Raw genomic sequence first — 15,218 nt, 5'->3', positions numbered from 1 at the left:
GTCTCACCGCTGGGATGGGAACACATCAACCTCACCGGCGAATATCGCTGGCCTAAATCCTTAGCGTAGGATTTCGCCCCCTCCCGCAAACGACCCCTGGAAAACCGTGCATCCCGGATTGTGGCCATGCTGGAACGAGCAGCAGAAGAATTGGAAAGGGGGACAACCTGTCATTTGTCGCGGGCAACCATCGAGCAGCATTTCGACCTAGCAGGTCTTGAAAACGGGCTACCCGAGGTAGAACAGGCCATTCAATGGATGACGCCAGATGATAAAGGCCACCCGGATTTTCAGATTGACCGTGTAAAAGAACGCACTCCCATCCTGAAAGCCTTAGGCCGTCTGGCAGCCCTGATGCGGGAAATGAAGCGATGCCTGTCGGAAGGGTTGGAAGCCACCCCCCGTATCTCCTTTTTCTGGGATGAGGAAAACGTTCTCCGCTACCGCCTGACAGGATGCCGATCAATCCATAAGCATTGGATCGGCCCCGATGAAAATGACCAGACCCCTGTTATCCTGCTGGATGCTACGCCTAAACTGCCATTGATCCGACATTTTTTTCCTAATCTGGCTCTAGGCAGCGATGTGCAAGCGGCCACCCCTCATGCCCGATTTGTATGGATGCAAGGGAAATTCTGGCATGGGATCACACAGAAAAACGCCATTGAGCAACACAGGAATGGCAGGAAGGGAAAGGAACACGCCCAGAGCATTGAAGGCCTGCGCTGGACATTATGGCGCCACTGGCTGACAGCGGGATGCAAACCCATGCTGGCTGTATTTAGCAAGGCACTCCACGACTATCTAGACGAACAGGAACATAAGAAGTCAGGCTTCCTTCCGCCTGGCTGCGAACTGGCACATCAAGGCGCAACACGTGGGCGCAACAGCTGGGAAACGGTAAGGACTGTACTGATATTCGGACGGATGCTTCCAAGCGTTGAACCGATTGAAATGACAGCAGAAGCCATGACAGGCCGCCCTATCCAACGGATCGAGAAGAAAAAACTTGGACCTGATGGAACGGCTGAGGCCAGTCATTTCCATATCATCGAGAAAGATCGCATTCTGCCAAACGGTCGTATTGTTTCAGTGAAGCATTACCATCACCCAGATCCAGTAGCAGATGGCTTCCTGCAAGCGATGGTAGCAGGAGAAGCGATACAGGCAGCAGCACGTGGACGTGCCGTAAACCGCACAAGCGATAACCCTCTGGAGGTTTTCGTCTATGCCGATACCTACGCAGCAGACATGCCCCTGGACGACGTTCAGGAAGCAACTGGCCCTACTGCATGGGATCAGATGGCTCTCTCAATAGCTATGGAGACAGGACAAGCCAGTGATCTATCTCCGATCCTGATTTCTTCTCCAACCGATGCAGCCAAAGCTTATCCGCGTATCTGGTCCACGCCAAAAGCTGCGGAGAGAGGGTTTGATGCAGGAAATCACAGACCCCCTAACTCCTATAATAATATCTCTATAGGGATCAGGGGGTCTGTGGATTGGGATGCCTTCTCATCATTGGAAGGCTTCACCCTAGCTCGATATCAACCAGAAGGCGCTAGGCAAAAACCAAGGCTCGCATGGGTTCCTATTGGTCAGGAAATAGGATTTCAGTCATGGATCGAGCAGGCTTTGTGCTGTGATGTAAGGGTGGAATGGGTGGAAGTGCCACAACCTGATCCAACACCACCGGAACCGTCAAAACCAATACGATCCCCGGCGATGGCCGTCCCCGTGTCTATGTCATTCTCGGGGGGCTTCTGATCGACGCGGCCGGGAAGGATGAACGCTTCGGACGGGTCATTGACGAACTGATGAAACGCATCACCCGCGACCACGACCACAAGGCGTTCGAGGGGTGGCAGAAGCCCTAGCCTGACAAGTCATGACCGACGAACGCGAGCTGGATGACGGGCTGGCCGCGTTCGACCAGCTCGGCCGGGAAATGGCGGAGACAAACCGCCTGCTTCGGGCCGTCCGAACCGATCAGGCCACCCGGAACCAGCAGGAACACGCCCTGTCGGCCGAAATGAAGGCCGCGCTTAAACAGGCCACAGGAGCCTCACAGGAGGCGATACAGGCCGCCAAGACCGAAATACGCTCATCTCTACTCTGGACGGGTCTGACGGCCTTCCTGATCGTTCTGGTGGCGTTTGGCGGGGGATATTTCTTCGGTCAGCGGTCTGGATGGGACACTGGGTACGCAGACGGATACCAGAAAGCCTGGAATCAGGAGGCCGCCGCGAGCTGGGCCAACACTCCGGCCGGACAGCGGGCTTATGCCCTCGATCGACGGGGCAGCCTCGACCTGCTGGCCCTGTGCCGTGGGAATGGATGGACCACGGAACGCCGGAAAGATGGCACGGTCTGCTTTCCGAACGCGGATGCCAAGGGGAATATAAGCGGTTGGTATCTTCCCTGACCGTCACAGGATGGGGAAAGCCTGCCGGCCCCCTCATTGCTTCCTGAGCAATACCCCTCTTACCACCTGCTTCGGTGGTGCTGACGACGAGCGGGCGTGGAGGGGGAGCGCCGTAGGCTGCCGAAGGCGTCGTCGTGTACATTCGCAAGATAGCTCGTTGAGGGGAGTTATCTACAAGCTAAGCCGTTTTAAGAGTTTTATTTGTTTTAAAGAGTTTTAGCCTTAAAAAGGGCCATTTTTACATTGTAAATCAAGTAGTTATGAAGTGGTTTGGTGGGTAATCGACGGAAGATGGTGGGTAATCGACGGAAGATGGTGGGTAATCGACGGAAGCCGGTGGGTAATCGACGGGCTATCCACAACCTAAGCGAATTAGAATGGAGGGTTGTAGGTGGCTCTAGCGCACGATAGCGCATTAGCGGCGGGTATTCCGTCGATTACCCACCTTCTGCTTGGTCCGACTCGATTGACGGAACGGCGTTGCGATAGGCCATAACGAGTGTCGGGCCTTCTTTGCCTGGAACCTCGCTCAAGCCATATTCAGGCAAATCGTTGACTGCGATAATGCCACGCAGCAGGCGGCAGAACTCCTTGAAGGTACCGGCGCTGCCACTGCGTTCATAGATCGTGCGGAACGCCCACCGGGCTTCCCCCTTCCCCGCCGCACGGCGGGCGACACGATAGAGAAAGCGACCAATGCCGGGTTCGATCAGAAAGAACGCGGGGTGAACTGTCAGAACTTCCGGGTTCTCGGCCTCGACAACCTCACGGTAAATCCACCCTGGAATCTCTACTTCCACCATCGCAACGCGGCCGGTGTCGGCATAGGAAACCGTCTTGTAATTGCCGATTAGCCCCTCGGCCTGTGCCTCACGCATGAGGCGGCTGCCGCGCCCTTTCCTTGTGGTTCTAACGATCTTGATGGTGGTGTTCTTAAGGCGGTCTAAGGCTCCCTCGATTTCTTCATACTGTCGGCCGCCATCCGAGCGACGGCAGAATTTCAGGATTTCAGAGACATGAGGCCGAAAGATCAGGCCGGGCTTTTCGCCCCGCCCGTCGCGGTATCGGTTCATCGCTTCGGTGAGATGGGAAATCGCCATCAACACGATGTCGTAATCCCACACTGAGGCCATGCCATCCGGGCCGGCTTTGACTTCCACATAACCGTCCGTCAGGTCGTAGCGGATCGTCTCCCCTGCCCGCTTGTCTTTCTTCGACAAGCGAAAAACCGCAACGTCCATGATGGAGCGGCTGTCTTTAGTCGCAACGTCATAGAGCGTCGGCACAAAGAAATCGGCCTGCTCATCGCCAGGCGGCGGTCGCCTCAAACTCGATTTAGTCCGCTCTGCCGCATCAGCGGCGAGCGTGGCCCCAAGCCGCGCCAGACTCGCCTGCAACGGATCGGGAGTGACGTAATTGACCAGCTCCTCCGGCACGTCCCCAAGCACATACCAGCTCTTGCGCTGAACATCCCACTGCGCACCATGCCGCTTGGCATGGTCCTTCTTCTCGAAGTCGACGTTCAGATAGGTGCGTGGACGCCGTGCGGTGCGCTCGTGGTTCATATCAATCCTCTTGCGGCAACCTATCTGCAATCTTGCTACAATCTTGCCACATGCTTTTGTAGCTGAGCTTCATAGGCGTCCAATGCGCGCTCTAGCAGTTCCACTAGCTTGAGCCCGTCGCGCTCGGCGATGTCCCGCAAACGGTTGTCGAACTCGGGGCTAACTCGCGTCGCAAAAGGCAGGGTCCGGTTTGTGCGCCGCAGGGCGCGGGCATCGCGTCGCCTGGGGCCGGCCTCTGTTCCAACTTCGACAGCCGAGGGCAGAGGGGCAATTTCCGGTGCTCTAAGGTTGGGGCTGGCTTCCTCGATCGAGGGTGGCGCACCAAGGGAACGGCGAGTCTGTTTCAGCTTCGATACATCAGCCATGATCGGTCACTCGGTCGATAAGGGATTGGATGAGGGCGTCGGCGCGCGCATTGAGCGCGCTGTAACGGGTTTCAGTTACGGCATGACCGCCATTCTGCGCCCGGCGATAAGCTGGGCGTTCCACCAGGCACCCGGTAAGGACACTGTAGCCCGCCTCTTGGAGATAGGCCCGCGCCTCCGCTTCCTCGGCATCTGTGCCGATGCGGTTGAGCGCAAAAGTCAGGCGATCGACAGGCAGGCCCGCTTTGGCAAGGGCGTGGAACTCGCGCACGGCCGGCCGCAGGTCATCCAGCGAGGCTCCTGTGGGCTGCACCACAAGGCTAGCGGCCCTCGCAATCTCAAGCGTTCCCTGGCTGGTTCGGGCCGGCCCGTCGATGATGAGGATGTCATAGGCATCAGCCACGGCCAGCGCTTGGGCCGCCGTGGCGAACGCCTCCACAGAGACAACAGGTTCAATACCTGCGCCTAGTCGAAGTCGATGCCAGTCAACGGAGGTTCCCTGCTGGGTGTCGAGGTCGGCCACCTTCACCCGTAGTCCGCCTGCCGCAGCTTCACGGGCTAGGGCACGGGCCAACGTGCTCTTTCCGACACCGCCCTTCTGCGACACGAACGCTACCACCGAGGCCATAAGTCACCCTCATTCTGCTAGATTGCTGCATGCTACTACTTGAAGAAGCCTTCTGCAAGATTGCTGCATGCTTTAATCTAGCAAGAGTCAGGCTTGAATGGCGTTGACGATACGCAGGGTGCGTCGGGTAAAGCCTGTTAGTTCGATCGGATCGACCTGATCCGGCGTGGCGTCGGCCATATTCTCCCCGTGGTGATACTGGCTCGTATAGCCGTTGATCTGGTCCAGTTCGTCATAAAGCGCTTGCGCGGGATGAACGTCGCCGCCCTCACGTATCTTCCGCACCATGTCGCCCAGCCAGTCACCGGCAAGGAAACTGCCCGGATATGTCGTGCGGCAATGGGTTTCGAGGACGACGCGCATCTTACGGATAATGTCGATCAAGACGCCCGCGCCGGTCGTGAGATAGGTTTGCAGGTGGTCAATGTCCTCCGCCGTCCGGCCCCGGCAAGCGTCCTCCAGGTCTATGGGCGTGATTTTCGAGCCTTGGGCGCGATGATCGACAATCATCAGCGCGACACGATCGGCGCCCGGCGACTTGTCCCAAACTTGCTTGAGGAACGTGGCATCGTGCGAAAGCACAATCACCTGGGCGCATTTTCCGGCTACCTTCATGATCTCATGCACGGTTTGCCGACGGCGGAAAGCGTCCTGACTGTTAAAGGGGTCATCGAACACGACTAGCTTTCCGACCGTTGCCGGATCGCGTTCCAGATGTGCGAGGAAAAACGCAAGGGCGAGGGTGGTGCTGTCGCCGGCGCTGAGGGTGTTCTTGAAGCTCGGCCGATCGCCCGGAGTCTTGCTGTCGCCAAGATCAACGGCCGTGTCGTTGATAACGAGCTGATAGCTCGATGTGGCGACGCCGCCGGGGTAGGAGTGCTTGGTCTCGGTGATGGTGAAGCCGGCATTGAATGCGGCCAGGTAGTCGTTGATGCGCCGCTCGTAGGGCTTCACCACGGTCTTTGTGTGCGCGTCGAGCTGCTTCCTGACGGCTTCCTTGCGCGCCTCGATGGCGTCCTTTTCACCGGAGAGCCTCGTATAGGTGCTGCAAAGCTCGGACACGTCCGCGCGGTACCGAGTCTGGATCGCCGTCAGGCGGGCCAGTTCGGCCTCGGCCGCCTTAAGGTCGCCCGCGTCGGCCTTCTTGTCGGCAATGACAACATTTGCCGCCCGGATCGCGGTATTCGTCGCCTCGATGGCGGCGGCTGCGCCGTCATAGGCGGCGCACGCGGCTGTAAATCCCGCATCCGGTGTGATCGGTTCGAGCGGCACGACTGCCTTGCAGTCTAGAAGCCCGATCGCCGCGGCGGCAAGCCCGCGGATCGTCTCGACGGCCTCGGCCGACAAGGCGAGGGCAGAGGTATCGATCGCGCAATATTTCTGCCAGAACTCGACGCCACCGTTGTTCTGCGCCGCGATGGTGCCAAGCCTGGTCAGGGCGGCGTCGCCCATGTCCCGCACAAGGCCCGCTTTCATGGTGGCGATTTCTTCGGCCAACGCCTCGTAACGCTCGCTGAACACGGCCCGGAACGCGGCGATCAGCGGAAGGCCCCGAATATCCTGCCCGCAGAAGGGGCAGGTATCTTCGGCATGGCCGAGGCCGTCCGCGATCCAGTTGCCGCCGCTGGCCATCATGCCATGTGCGGCCAGGTGCGCCGATAATCTTTGCTCGGCGTCCTGCGCAATGTCGTCGATGGTACGGGCCAGCAGGCCGATGAAATCATCCGGCAGGGCCGGAATTACAAATTCCGAGAGGGCAGGGCGGGCGCGCAGCGCCCCAGCCTGTCGCAGCGCGTCCACGCTGCGCGCCTGCGCCTCGATCTGCACGGCAATGTCGGCTGTCTCCGGCAAAGCAATAAAAGCGTCCAGCTTCATGCCCGCCGGCACATGCGGCTGACCTGCCTTGCGCGCCGTGCTGATCTCGCCGGTTCTGGCGCGGCTCTCGGCGGCCAGTTCGGCCTCCTGCGCCGCGAGCTTCACGCCGGCGTCGCCCACGATGACGCGATATAGATTGCGCTTGTGCTCGATGTCCACGACTTCGCCGGAATGGACATTCTCCGCGACAAACACGCCGTCGAAGATGGCGATTTCCGGCTTGGTCGCGTTCCATGCCGTGCCGTCGAATCGGGCTTGCCTGCCGCCGTCCAGCAGCAGTTCGATTGCCGGCGCGTCGGTCGCGCCAAGGGTCTTGCGGCCGAGGACATGGGCCGGATCGCCAGTTTGCAGGGAGCGCAGGACGGCGCAGAGCGTCGTTTTGCCGAAGCCGTTCGCACCGGCGATGAAGGTGTGCTTGGCAAGCTGCGGATTACCGGATGCGGCCGAGTTGCGGAACCGACCGACGTTCTTAATCGAAATGATCTTCTTGAGCACTTGCTTCCACCTGCGCCCCGATACCGCCGCGCCCGCCCGGCAAATGCCGGTAGAGTGTCGCCGGCGAAACCTTCAGACGGGTTGCCACCTCGTCCACGGTGATCGCCGGATCGCGCAAGAGCGCCTTGGCGGCGGACACGTCGGCGGCGGACAGGGCAGAGGGGCGGCCGCCCTTGCGGCCGCGATCGCGCGCAGCCTTGAGGCCGGCGCGGGTTCGTTCGCGGATCGCGGATCGCTCGAACTCGGCAAGCGCCCCGAAAATGTGAAAGATCAGTTTGCCGCCGGCGGTCGTCGTGTCGATCGCCTCTGTCAGGGATCGGAATCCGATGCCCTGATCTTCAAGGGTGGCAACCGTCTCGATGAGCTGGGGCAAGGAGCGCGCCAAGCGGTCGAGCTTCCAGACAACAAGGCTGTCCCTCGATCGCATGTAGGACAGGGCGGCGGCCAGCTCGGGCCGGGCGCGCTGCGCCCCGGATGCCTTCTCGGTGAATACCTTCTCGCAGCCCGCCGCCGTCAGGGCGTCGAGCTGCAAGGCGGGATTCTGATCCTGTGTCGAGACTCGGGCATAGCCGACAAGCATGCAAACCTCTTAAAACTCGTCTCACTATGGGGGGAATTGAGAGACTAATTTCAAGAGATAGTTTTGAGAGGCATGCACGGCCCGTGCGAGGTGCTCGCGCGAGGCGGCCATCAATCTCGCAAAAACGGTGGTTTTTGAGAAGGAATTTTACCTCCAGCACCGTTCTGGTGTAGTGTGGTGCGTACTGATGTAACAAAAAAGCTGCCATGCAAAGCACCGCTTCAAACAACGACGACAAGTCCGCACATCGCCTGTCCGTCAGCCTCACGGCGGAGCAGCACCGCGAGCTTAACGAGATTGCCCGAAAGAATCGGGTGTCGGTGGCATGGGTAATTCGTGAAGCGATCGACCGCCTCCTGAAGGATGACATGCTGCTGCTTCATGTGGGGAAAGAATGACAATCACGCGCACCAAATCACGCACCATCAAGGCCGAGGGCGTAGCCTCTAGCGTCAGCCCGCGTGGTCGCTATGCCGATTTGGACGAAGACAAGCTGCGCGGTGGTTATTACACCTCGTCGAAGGTCGCGGAATGGCTTTGCCACTGGGCAATTCAGTCTGCCGATGATGCCTTACTGGAGCCGAGCTGCGGCGATGGCGCATTTCTCGAAGCGGCTGCCCGCCGCCTGCGGGCGCTTGGCGCAGCCCCGGCCAAGATCGCGCGCCTTCTTACCGGCGTCGAGATCATCCCCGCCGAAACCAGCTCTGCGACCGAACGGCTGCGGCCTATGCTTGGCAAATTGGCTGAGAAGATCGTTCAAAATTCTGATTTCTTCGCATGGTGGCAGGAGGCCGATCAGCCCGCCTTTGACGCGATTATCGGCAACCCGCCCTTCATCCGTTACCAGTCGTTTCCGGAGCCGCACCGCACCATCGCCATGTCGATCATGGGGGAACAGGGGCTAACCCCCAATCGCCTGACGAATATCTGGGTGCCGTTCGTCGTCGCGGCGACGGCCAGCCTGAAGCCGGGCGGCCGCCTCGCGCTCGTGCTGCCGGCGGAAATCCTACAAGTCACCTATGCAGCGCAGCTCCGATCCTACCTGACCGATCATTTCACGCGCATCGACGTGATCGCGTGCAACGAGCTGTTCTTTGAAAATGCGGAACAGGAAGTTGTCCTGCTGCTGGCAGACGGCGCTCTGGCCTCGGCGTCGGAAGGCAACGATTGCCGCGTGGCTCTCACGGCGGCCGATACCGTTGCCGACATTACCGGCAGCAAGCCGGCGCTTCTGCTGAAGCGGGCGGAAGTCAAAACGATCCGCCATGACAGCGAGAAGTGGCTGAAATATTTCCTCGACAACCGGCAGATCACCTTTATGCGGGCGCTGAAGGAGGCTGCGATCACCGCGCCGATGTCCACCCATGCGAGCATCAACGTGGGCGTGGTCACGGGGAAGAACGAATTTTTCGTGCTGTCGGCCGATCAGGTCGCCGCCTTGGGCCTCGAAGGCTTCACAACGCCCCTCGTCTCCAGATCCGCGCATTTGAAGGGAAGCCAGATCGGCAAAGCAGACTGGAGATCCCTCGCGGCAGCCGGGGATCGCGTCCACCTGCTGAACATCGGCCCTAGGCAGGCAGACAAGCTGACGGCCAAGCTGCGCCGCTACATTGAAGAGGGCGAGCGCAAGGAATTTCATACCGGCTACAAATGCTCGATCCGCGAGCCTTGGTATCTGGTGCCGTCCGTGTGGGTACCGGATGGCTTCGCCTTCCGGCAGATTTACGACTTCCCGCGCATGGTGCTGAACACCTCCGGTGCAACCTCCACCGATACGATCCACCGCATGCGAAGCAAAGGCGCGAAGCCGGAGCGGGTCATTGCCAACACTTACACCTGGCTCACGGCCTCCTCGGCCGAGATCGAGGGCCGCAGCTATGGCGGTGGCGTTCTGGAGCTGGAACCGACCGAAGCTGAACGGCTGATGATGCCGGCAAAGCTGAATGGCGCGATGCCGCTGACGGAAGTGGATCAACTGGTTCGCGCCGGGCGGCTGGATTCCGTTCTGGAAGAAAATGCGCGCATCGTCCTGCGCGATCACATGGGTCTGTCGGCGGCCGACTGCACGCTGCTGAAAAGCGTTTGGACCAAGATGCGGGATCGCCGGAACTCTCGCCGGCGCGGGGCCAGAAAAGCGGCACAAGGCGATGCCGTATGACCGACGCGGACATAAAATCCGCCGCGCGTACCCGTATCGGCGAGCTGGTGCAAAGCTTCAGGCGCAACGAAGCGGATTATCTGCGACCGATCTATAACGAGACGCAGGCTCGCACGGACTTCATCACGCCGCTGCTCGCGGCGTTCGGATGGGACGTGCACAATGCAGCCGGGCAGGCGCTTGGCCTGCGAGAAGTCATTGAAGAGGCCACAGTTGAGGTAGGCGAAGAGCGGCTTTCTAAGAAGCCGGACTATGAGCTGCGCCTTGCCCGCCAACGCAAGCTGTTCGTCGAGGCCAAAAAGCCGAGCGTCCATATCGACCGCAACCGAGATGCAGCGTTTCAAACGCGGCGATACGGGTATTCGGCCAGCCTGCCGATCGCGGTCCTGACCAACTTCCACCAAATCGCGGTCTATGATTGCCAGCCCAAGCCCGACCTGACCGACGAAGCGCATGTCGCGCGCATTCTGCTGGTGCGCTACGACGAATTAGAGGCGCGCTTTGACGAGCTGTGGCCGCTACTCTCGCGCGAGGCGGTCTATTCCGGCGATTTCGACCGGCGCTTCTCCGTCGATGTGACACGCCACGGGGCGGAACAGTTCGATGATTTCTTCCTGCACCAGGTGCGATCTTGGCGAGAGCGGCTGGCGCAGGACATCCACCGCAACACGCCCGGCCTGTCGCCGGAAGAGCTGACCTATGCGGTACAGCTTTTCCTTTTGCGGATCGTCTTCCTGCGTATCTGCGAGGATCGTGAGATCGAACGCTATGAAACTCTGCGCGGCCTTGCCGCCGGCAGCGGCAGCTTCGATGCCTTACTGGAGGAGCTGCGGCGGGCGGATGCCTTCTATGATTCCGGCCTGTTCCACCTGCTCGACGATGCCCGGCTGGGCGTCCGCATCAGCGATGATGTGCTAAGCGGGATCATCAACGAGCTGTATTATCCGCAGAGTCCCTACACCTTCGCCGTTGTCGAAACCGAAGTACTCGGTGAAATTTACGAGCAGTTCCTGGGCGAGATCATTACGATCGACGCCCACGGCGCGGTCGAGATCGCCAGCAAGCCGGAAGTCCGGGAAAGCGGCGGCGTGGTGCCGACACCCCGCTATATTGTTGACGCCATCGTGCAGCGCACGCTTGGCCCGCATCTCGCCGGCAAGACTCCCACCGATCTGGATGGATTCACGGTTGCCGATATTTGCTGCGGCTCCGGTATCTTCCTGCTGTCGGTGTTCGAGTTCCTGACCGACCATTATCTTGGATGGTATCAGGCGAACGACCGCGCGGCGCATGCCGGCCGTAACATCTACGAAGCGGGGGCGGGGTTATGGCGGCTCACCTTTGAGGAAAAGCGCCGCATTCTTCTGGCCCATGTCCGGGGTGTAGACATTGATGCCAATGCCGTCGAGGTCGCCCGCTTCAGCCTTCTCCTGAAGCTGATCGAGGATGAAGGCGCGGCCGGCCTGCGCGATTACGTTGAGCGCTCCGGCACGCCGGCCCTGCCAGAGCTGGAAGGTACGCTGCGTGCGGGTAACAGTCTAGTCAGCCAAGCGGAATGGACGGCCACGCGGGGCGCGCTGCCCGCCCGGCTGCTGGAGAAGGTCAACCCGTTCTCGTGGGCCGACGAATTCCCCGTCGAAACGGCACGGGGCGGGTTCGACGTGATCGTGGGGAATCCGCCCTATATCCGCATCCAGAACATGCAGGCGTATTCCCCGGAAGAGGCTGCCTTCTATCAGAACGCCTCCTCGCCCTACACGACGGCGCGGCAGGACAATTTCGACAAGTATGCGCTGTTTATAGAGCGGTCATTGTCTCTTGTCCGGCCGGATGGGCGGCTTGGCTTCATCATCCCGCACAAGTTCATGACGATTCAAGCGGGACGGGCGCTCCGCCGCCTGGTGACGGCCGGTCAAATCCTTGAGGAAATCGTGCATTTCGGCGTGCAGCAGGTCTTCGGGCGGCAAGCGGCGAATTACACCTGCTTGCTGATCCTCGACCGGCAGGGCAAGGCCGATGTGACAGTGGAGCGCGTCGAGGCTCTGGAACCGTGGCGCTATGGGACGCCCGGCCCCCGGAATGTTCTGCCAGCGACCGAGCTGACGAATGATCCGTGGCAGTTCTCGGACTCCGACACGCGCGCGCTGTTCGCGCGTGTGAGGGCGGCCTGCGGTCGCGAGCTGGGGAACGCTGCGGAAATTTTCGTCGGCGTCCAGACCAGCGCCGATCCAATCTATATTTTCCGCGCGGCGGCCGAGACGACAGATACGGTAACACTGCGATGGGACGGCAGGGACTGGCCGATCGAGCGCGGCATTCTCCGGCCCTGCCTGTATGATGCCAAGCTCTATCCCTATACACGGGCCGAAGCGAACGCATGGATGATCTTTCCTTATGAGATCGTCCATGCTGCCCGCACCACGGCCAGACTGATCCAGCCGGCAGACATGGCGCGGCGATTCCCCGTGTGCTTTGCGTATCTGACGGCGCGGGAGGCCGAGCTGACGCGCCGCAATGTCGTCGGCGGCACCGCCGCCGATCGGCAATTCTACCAATTTGGCCGCTCCCAAAGCCTGACGAAGTTCGACAGCCCGAAGATCATCCTTCCCATTCTCTCGCTCGAAGCCCGCTATGCTTACGACGAAAGCAACATCATGATGACTGGCGGCGGGAACGGCCCGTATTACCTGATCCGCCCGCAGGACGGCGCACCAGAAAGCAATTTCTTCTTGCTGGCGGTGCTGCATCATCCTCTGAGCGAAGCGATGGTCAGGACGCATACAAGCCCCTTCCGGGGCGGGTATTATTCGCACGGCAAGCAGTTTATTGAGCATCTGCCGATCCCGCCGGCGACGCCGGCGCAGCGCACCGAGATAGAAACGCTGGTTTGCCAGTTGATCGCCGCCAACGATGCCGTGCTGGCGGCGCGCACGCCGCGCCAGAAAACGCTTCATAAGCGCAATGCGGCCGCGCTGCGCGAGCAGATTGAAGTCAGCGTCAGCGTGTTGTTTAGCCTATCGGTAACCGACATTGCTCTGGCGAAGGCGGTGCCGATCCCCGCCTAAGTCAGCGCCGTCCTCAAAAAAATGGTGAGCTGCCGCCTATGGAATGAACGTCGACGTGACGGTCGATCCCACCCGCCGATGAGCCGCCCGTGCTACAAGCTCGATGAGCTTCTGGCCAAAACTATCCCATATCCGGCCCTAGACCGCGTCCCCGACCCATCCCTCGTGACCGCCTAAACGTCGGCTCTTCGATTTCCTTGGCAAGCTGCTTCTGCCGTTCCAGCTCAGCAGCCTTCCGGGCTTCCTCTGCCGCCCGGATGTTCTGCTGGTGCCTGATCTCGGTCTGACGGGTCAGCTCCTTCCTCTGGCGTTCGATCTCCCTTTCCTGCTCCATCCGCTGCCCGATCTTCCGGGCCAGACCGACCGCCAGCCGGGCCTTCTTCTCAAGGCCGGAGAACAGCTCCTGCGCCTTCGCCACTGCCTTGCGGGCCGTTTCCAGCACCCGGTTCCGCTCGCGGATCTCCGCATTCTGCTTCCCGAGATCCGTCACCGGCTCCCGGCCAGGGATCTCGCGGGCCGCCTGACGCTCCATGGCGGTCGCTGACACGCCCATATGCCAGGTCGGCTCCTGTTCCTTCCCCTGACGCTCGAAGCTCCGGTGATCCACCCGCTGTTCGACCTGGTGCCGTTCCAGCGCCGTGTTCACCTGGCGCGCCCACACCCCCCGCATATGCTCGATCTCGGCCGAGGCGGTGCTGGCCACGTCCAGAATCCGCGTCTTGGCCCCCAGCCCATCCGTCCCCGGTTACACGGGTTACACATTGCCCGTCCCTTTGTGTAACCAGAAATAGGCCAGAAAAATGGCGGGAAACAGCCAATCCGAAAGCCGGTTACACTGGTTACACGGATTACGCCGCATTTTACAGACCCCGAAACGGACTGGCGCTGTCTCCACCTGATAGCAGGCGGCCTGAGAGGCGGCACACCGTTGAGAACAACAGAGATAACATCGGAGGTGGGCATCATGGTTAGTGTCGCCCTTGCCGGACTGATGGAGTGGGCAAAGTCGGATTGCGCCCCAGCGATCCCGGACCCCTCCGCCCTGCTGGCGCAACTGGATGATCTTGGGTGTCGTGTCGTGCTGGTGGATGGGCAACCGGCCATAAGGGGCAATACCGCCGCCATCACCCCGGACCTTATCAGGATGATGAAGCACAGCCGGGACGCCATCATTCAGATGCTGCAAGCAGCCGGACCATCCCCCGCGCAGGCCCCGGCGCATGGAGACCGTTCGGGCATCCGGCTCGACCCACGGACCGGCAAGCTGCACCTGTTCGGTTCGCCAGACCCGCAATGGCTCAAAGAGCAGGGATGGACATGGGATCAGAACCGCCACCGCTTCATGGCTCCCTATCCACACGACCGGGACGACGCCACGCCTGAACACATGATCGGCGGCGGCCCGCGCCTGCCTGATGACTACCCGCAAATCACCTATGCCCCAGACAGCAATGAGGACGCCTGACATGACCAATCCCAAATATGCCACGGCCCGCGCTGTGCCGACCGTGATGGCTGATCCCACAACACTGGACCCGAAGGCCGTGCGGTGTTTGTGGACGCGGCCTGTCCCGGCAGGGATGGGGGATGCAACCTATCTGCCATCTGTGGTGTTCGTGGACGGCACGGAATGCCCGCTTGCCTGTGCGATGGACGGGCTGGCGGCTCGCCAGTTCTGCCAGAAGATTGCCGCTGTCCATGACTGGCCCGTGAAGGATGGCCGCGCACTGGATGAAAGCCGGGAAGTCGCACAGGCCCGCATCATGGCGTCACTGGATGATAACGACCGCAAGACCGTTGATGGCGTGGGCATGGTAAACATGCCTGGCACAGGCAGGATCGCGGCCATGTTCGCGCATGATGCCGGACTGCCCTACGGATTCGCTGTGGAGGCCGTAACGCGACGGCTTACGGCGTTGTTTCGCCAGATGGTCATACCGGGGCAGGACACGGACGAGCACAGGCAGGCGGCAATGGATGCAGCCACAGACAAGATGGCTGAACTCTACCGGGGCGAGAAGCCGCAACCGGGCCTGTCTGAACTGGGTACGCACGGCGCTGG

General features: G+C 60.7%; 12 protein-coding genes. 7 read left to right on the top strand and 5 right to left on the bottom strand.

The window, feature by feature from the left end:
* Positions 1-126: 126 nt before the first annotated feature.
* Together CFR72_RS17310 and CFR72_RS14680 are read left to right on the top strand one after the other, a co-directional pair.
* Positions 127-1,767, top strand: coding sequence for a hypothetical protein (locus CFR72_RS17310; protein ID WP_146220748.1), 1,641 nt, complete (start codon positions 127-129; stop codon positions 1,765-1,767).
* A gap of 121 nt (positions 1,768-1,888) precedes the next feature.
* Positions 1,889-2,425 carry a 6TM ABC transporter family protein gene (locus tag CFR72_RS14680; RefSeq protein ID WP_110914622.1) on the top strand — a complete coding sequence of 179 codons (537 nt, stop codon included), beginning with the start codon at positions 1,889-1,891 and terminating at the stop codon, positions 2,423-2,425.
* Positions 2,426-2,862: 437 nt separating this feature from the next.
* Here the strand turns inward: CFR72_RS14680 and CFR72_RS14675 are convergent, their stop codons facing one another.
* The 4 genes from CFR72_RS14675 to CFR72_RS14655 all read right to left on the bottom strand — a co-directional run bounded on the left by CFR72_RS14675 (position 2,863) and on the right by CFR72_RS14655 (position 7,933).
* A complete protein-coding gene (locus tag CFR72_RS14675; protein WP_110914621.1) occupies positions 2,863-3,990 on the bottom strand; it encodes a replication initiator protein A in 1,128 nt (375 codons plus the stop codon).
* A gap of 357 nt (positions 3,991-4,347) precedes the next feature.
* Positions 4,348-4,983, bottom strand: coding sequence for a ParA family protein (locus tag CFR72_RS14665; RefSeq protein ID WP_110914619.1), 636 nt, complete (start codon positions 4,981-4,983; stop codon positions 4,348-4,350).
* A gap of 87 nt (positions 4,984-5,070) precedes the next feature.
* Positions 5,071-7,353: an AAA family ATPase gene (locus CFR72_RS14660; protein WP_110914618.1), complete on the bottom strand. Its 2,283-nt coding sequence runs from the start codon at positions 7,351-7,353 to the stop codon at positions 5,071-5,073.
* Positions 7,328-7,933, bottom strand: a complete 606-nt coding sequence (locus CFR72_RS14655; protein WP_110914617.1) for a recombinase family protein — start codon at positions 7,931-7,933, stop codon at positions 7,328-7,330. The genes CFR72_RS14660 and CFR72_RS14655 overlap by 26 nt, the downstream gene beginning before the upstream one ends.
* A 206-nt stretch (positions 7,934-8,139) precedes the next feature.
* Here CFR72_RS14655 and CFR72_RS14650 point away from each other — a divergent pair, with 206 nt between their 5' ends.
* The 3 genes from CFR72_RS14650 to CFR72_RS14640 are packed head-to-tail and all read left to right on the top strand — an operon-like array spanning position 8,140 to position 13,156.
* Positions 8,140-8,331, top strand: coding sequence for a ribbon-helix-helix domain-containing protein (locus CFR72_RS14650; RefSeq protein WP_110914616.1), 192 nt, complete (start codon positions 8,140-8,142; stop codon positions 8,329-8,331).
* The gene (locus CFR72_RS14645; RefSeq protein ID WP_110914615.1) at positions 8,328-10,091 is read left to right on the top strand and encodes an Eco57I restriction-modification methylase domain-containing protein; all 1,764 of its coding nucleotides are present in this window, start codon (positions 8,328-8,330) and stop codon (positions 10,089-10,091) included. The genes CFR72_RS14650 and CFR72_RS14645 overlap by 4 nt, the downstream gene beginning before the upstream one ends.
* Positions 10,088-13,156: an Eco57I restriction-modification methylase domain-containing protein gene (locus tag CFR72_RS14640; protein WP_110914614.1), complete on the top strand. Its 3,069-nt coding sequence runs from the start codon at positions 10,088-10,090 to the stop codon at positions 13,154-13,156. The genes CFR72_RS14645 and CFR72_RS14640 overlap by 4 nt, the downstream gene beginning before the upstream one ends.
* A 121-nt stretch (positions 13,157-13,277) precedes the next feature.
* Here the strand turns inward: CFR72_RS14640 and CFR72_RS14635 are convergent, their stop codons facing one another.
* Entirely contained in the window at positions 13,278-13,859 is a 582-nt protein-coding gene (locus CFR72_RS14635; protein ID WP_244182316.1) for a MobA/MobL family protein, read from the bottom strand.
* A 261-nt stretch (positions 13,860-14,120) separates the two neighbouring features.
* On the opposite strand from CFR72_RS14635, the gene CFR72_RS14630 reads away from it, so the two are divergent.
* Both CFR72_RS14630 and CFR72_RS14625 read left to right on the top strand, forming a co-directional pair.
* Positions 14,121-14,621 carry a hypothetical protein gene (locus tag CFR72_RS14630; RefSeq protein ID WP_244182315.1) on the top strand — a complete coding sequence of 167 codons (501 nt, stop codon included), beginning with the start codon at positions 14,121-14,123 and terminating at the stop codon, positions 14,619-14,621.
* Between the two features lies 1 nt (position 14,622).
* The coding region (locus CFR72_RS14625) for a hypothetical protein (protein ID WP_244182314.1) at positions 14,623-15,218 on the top strand (596 nt) is incomplete at its 3' end.

Source organism: Gluconacetobacter entanii (genome assembly GCF_003206495.1).
Classification (GTDB): Bacteria; Pseudomonadota; Alphaproteobacteria; order Acetobacterales; family Acetobacteraceae; genus Novacetimonas; species Novacetimonas entanii.
The sequence above is the reverse complement of the archived record's forward strand: the minus strand, read 5'-3'. Positions and strand labels throughout refer to the sequence as shown.

What these genes read in the sequence shown, in the direction of transcription:
- CFR72_RS14680 (WP_110914622.1), top strand. Translation starts at nt 1,889, where the DNA reads ATGACCGACGAACGCGAGCTGGATGACGGGCTGGCCGCGTTCGACCAG.
- CFR72_RS14645 (WP_110914615.1), top strand. Translation starts at nt 8,328, where the DNA reads ATGACAATCACGCGCACCAAATCACGCACCATCAAGGCCGAGGGCGTA.
- CFR72_RS14630 (WP_244182315.1), top strand. Translation starts at nt 14,121, where the DNA reads ATGGTTAGTGTCGCCCTTGCCGGACTGATGGAGTGGGCAAAGTCGGAT.
- CFR72_RS14640 (WP_110914614.1), top strand. Translation starts at nt 10,088, where the DNA reads ATGACCGACGCGGACATAAAATCCGCCGCGCGTACCCGTATCGGCGAG.
- CFR72_RS14675 (WP_110914621.1), bottom strand. Translation starts at nt 3,990, where the DNA reads ATGAACCACGAGCGCACCGCACGGCGTCCACGCACCTATCTGAACGTC.
- CFR72_RS14655 (WP_110914617.1), bottom strand. Translation starts at nt 7,933, where the DNA reads ATGCTTGTCGGCTATGCCCGAGTCTCGACACAGGATCAGAATCCCGCC.
- CFR72_RS17310 (WP_146220748.1), top strand. Translation starts at nt 127, where the DNA reads ATGCTGGAACGAGCAGCAGAAGAATTGGAAAGGGGGACAACCTGTCAT.
- CFR72_RS14650 (WP_110914616.1), top strand. Translation starts at nt 8,140, where the DNA reads ATGCAAAGCACCGCTTCAAACAACGACGACAAGTCCGCACATCGCCTG.
- CFR72_RS14665 (WP_110914619.1), bottom strand. Translation starts at nt 4,983, where the DNA reads ATGGCCTCGGTGGTAGCGTTCGTGTCGCAGAAGGGCGGTGTCGGAAAG.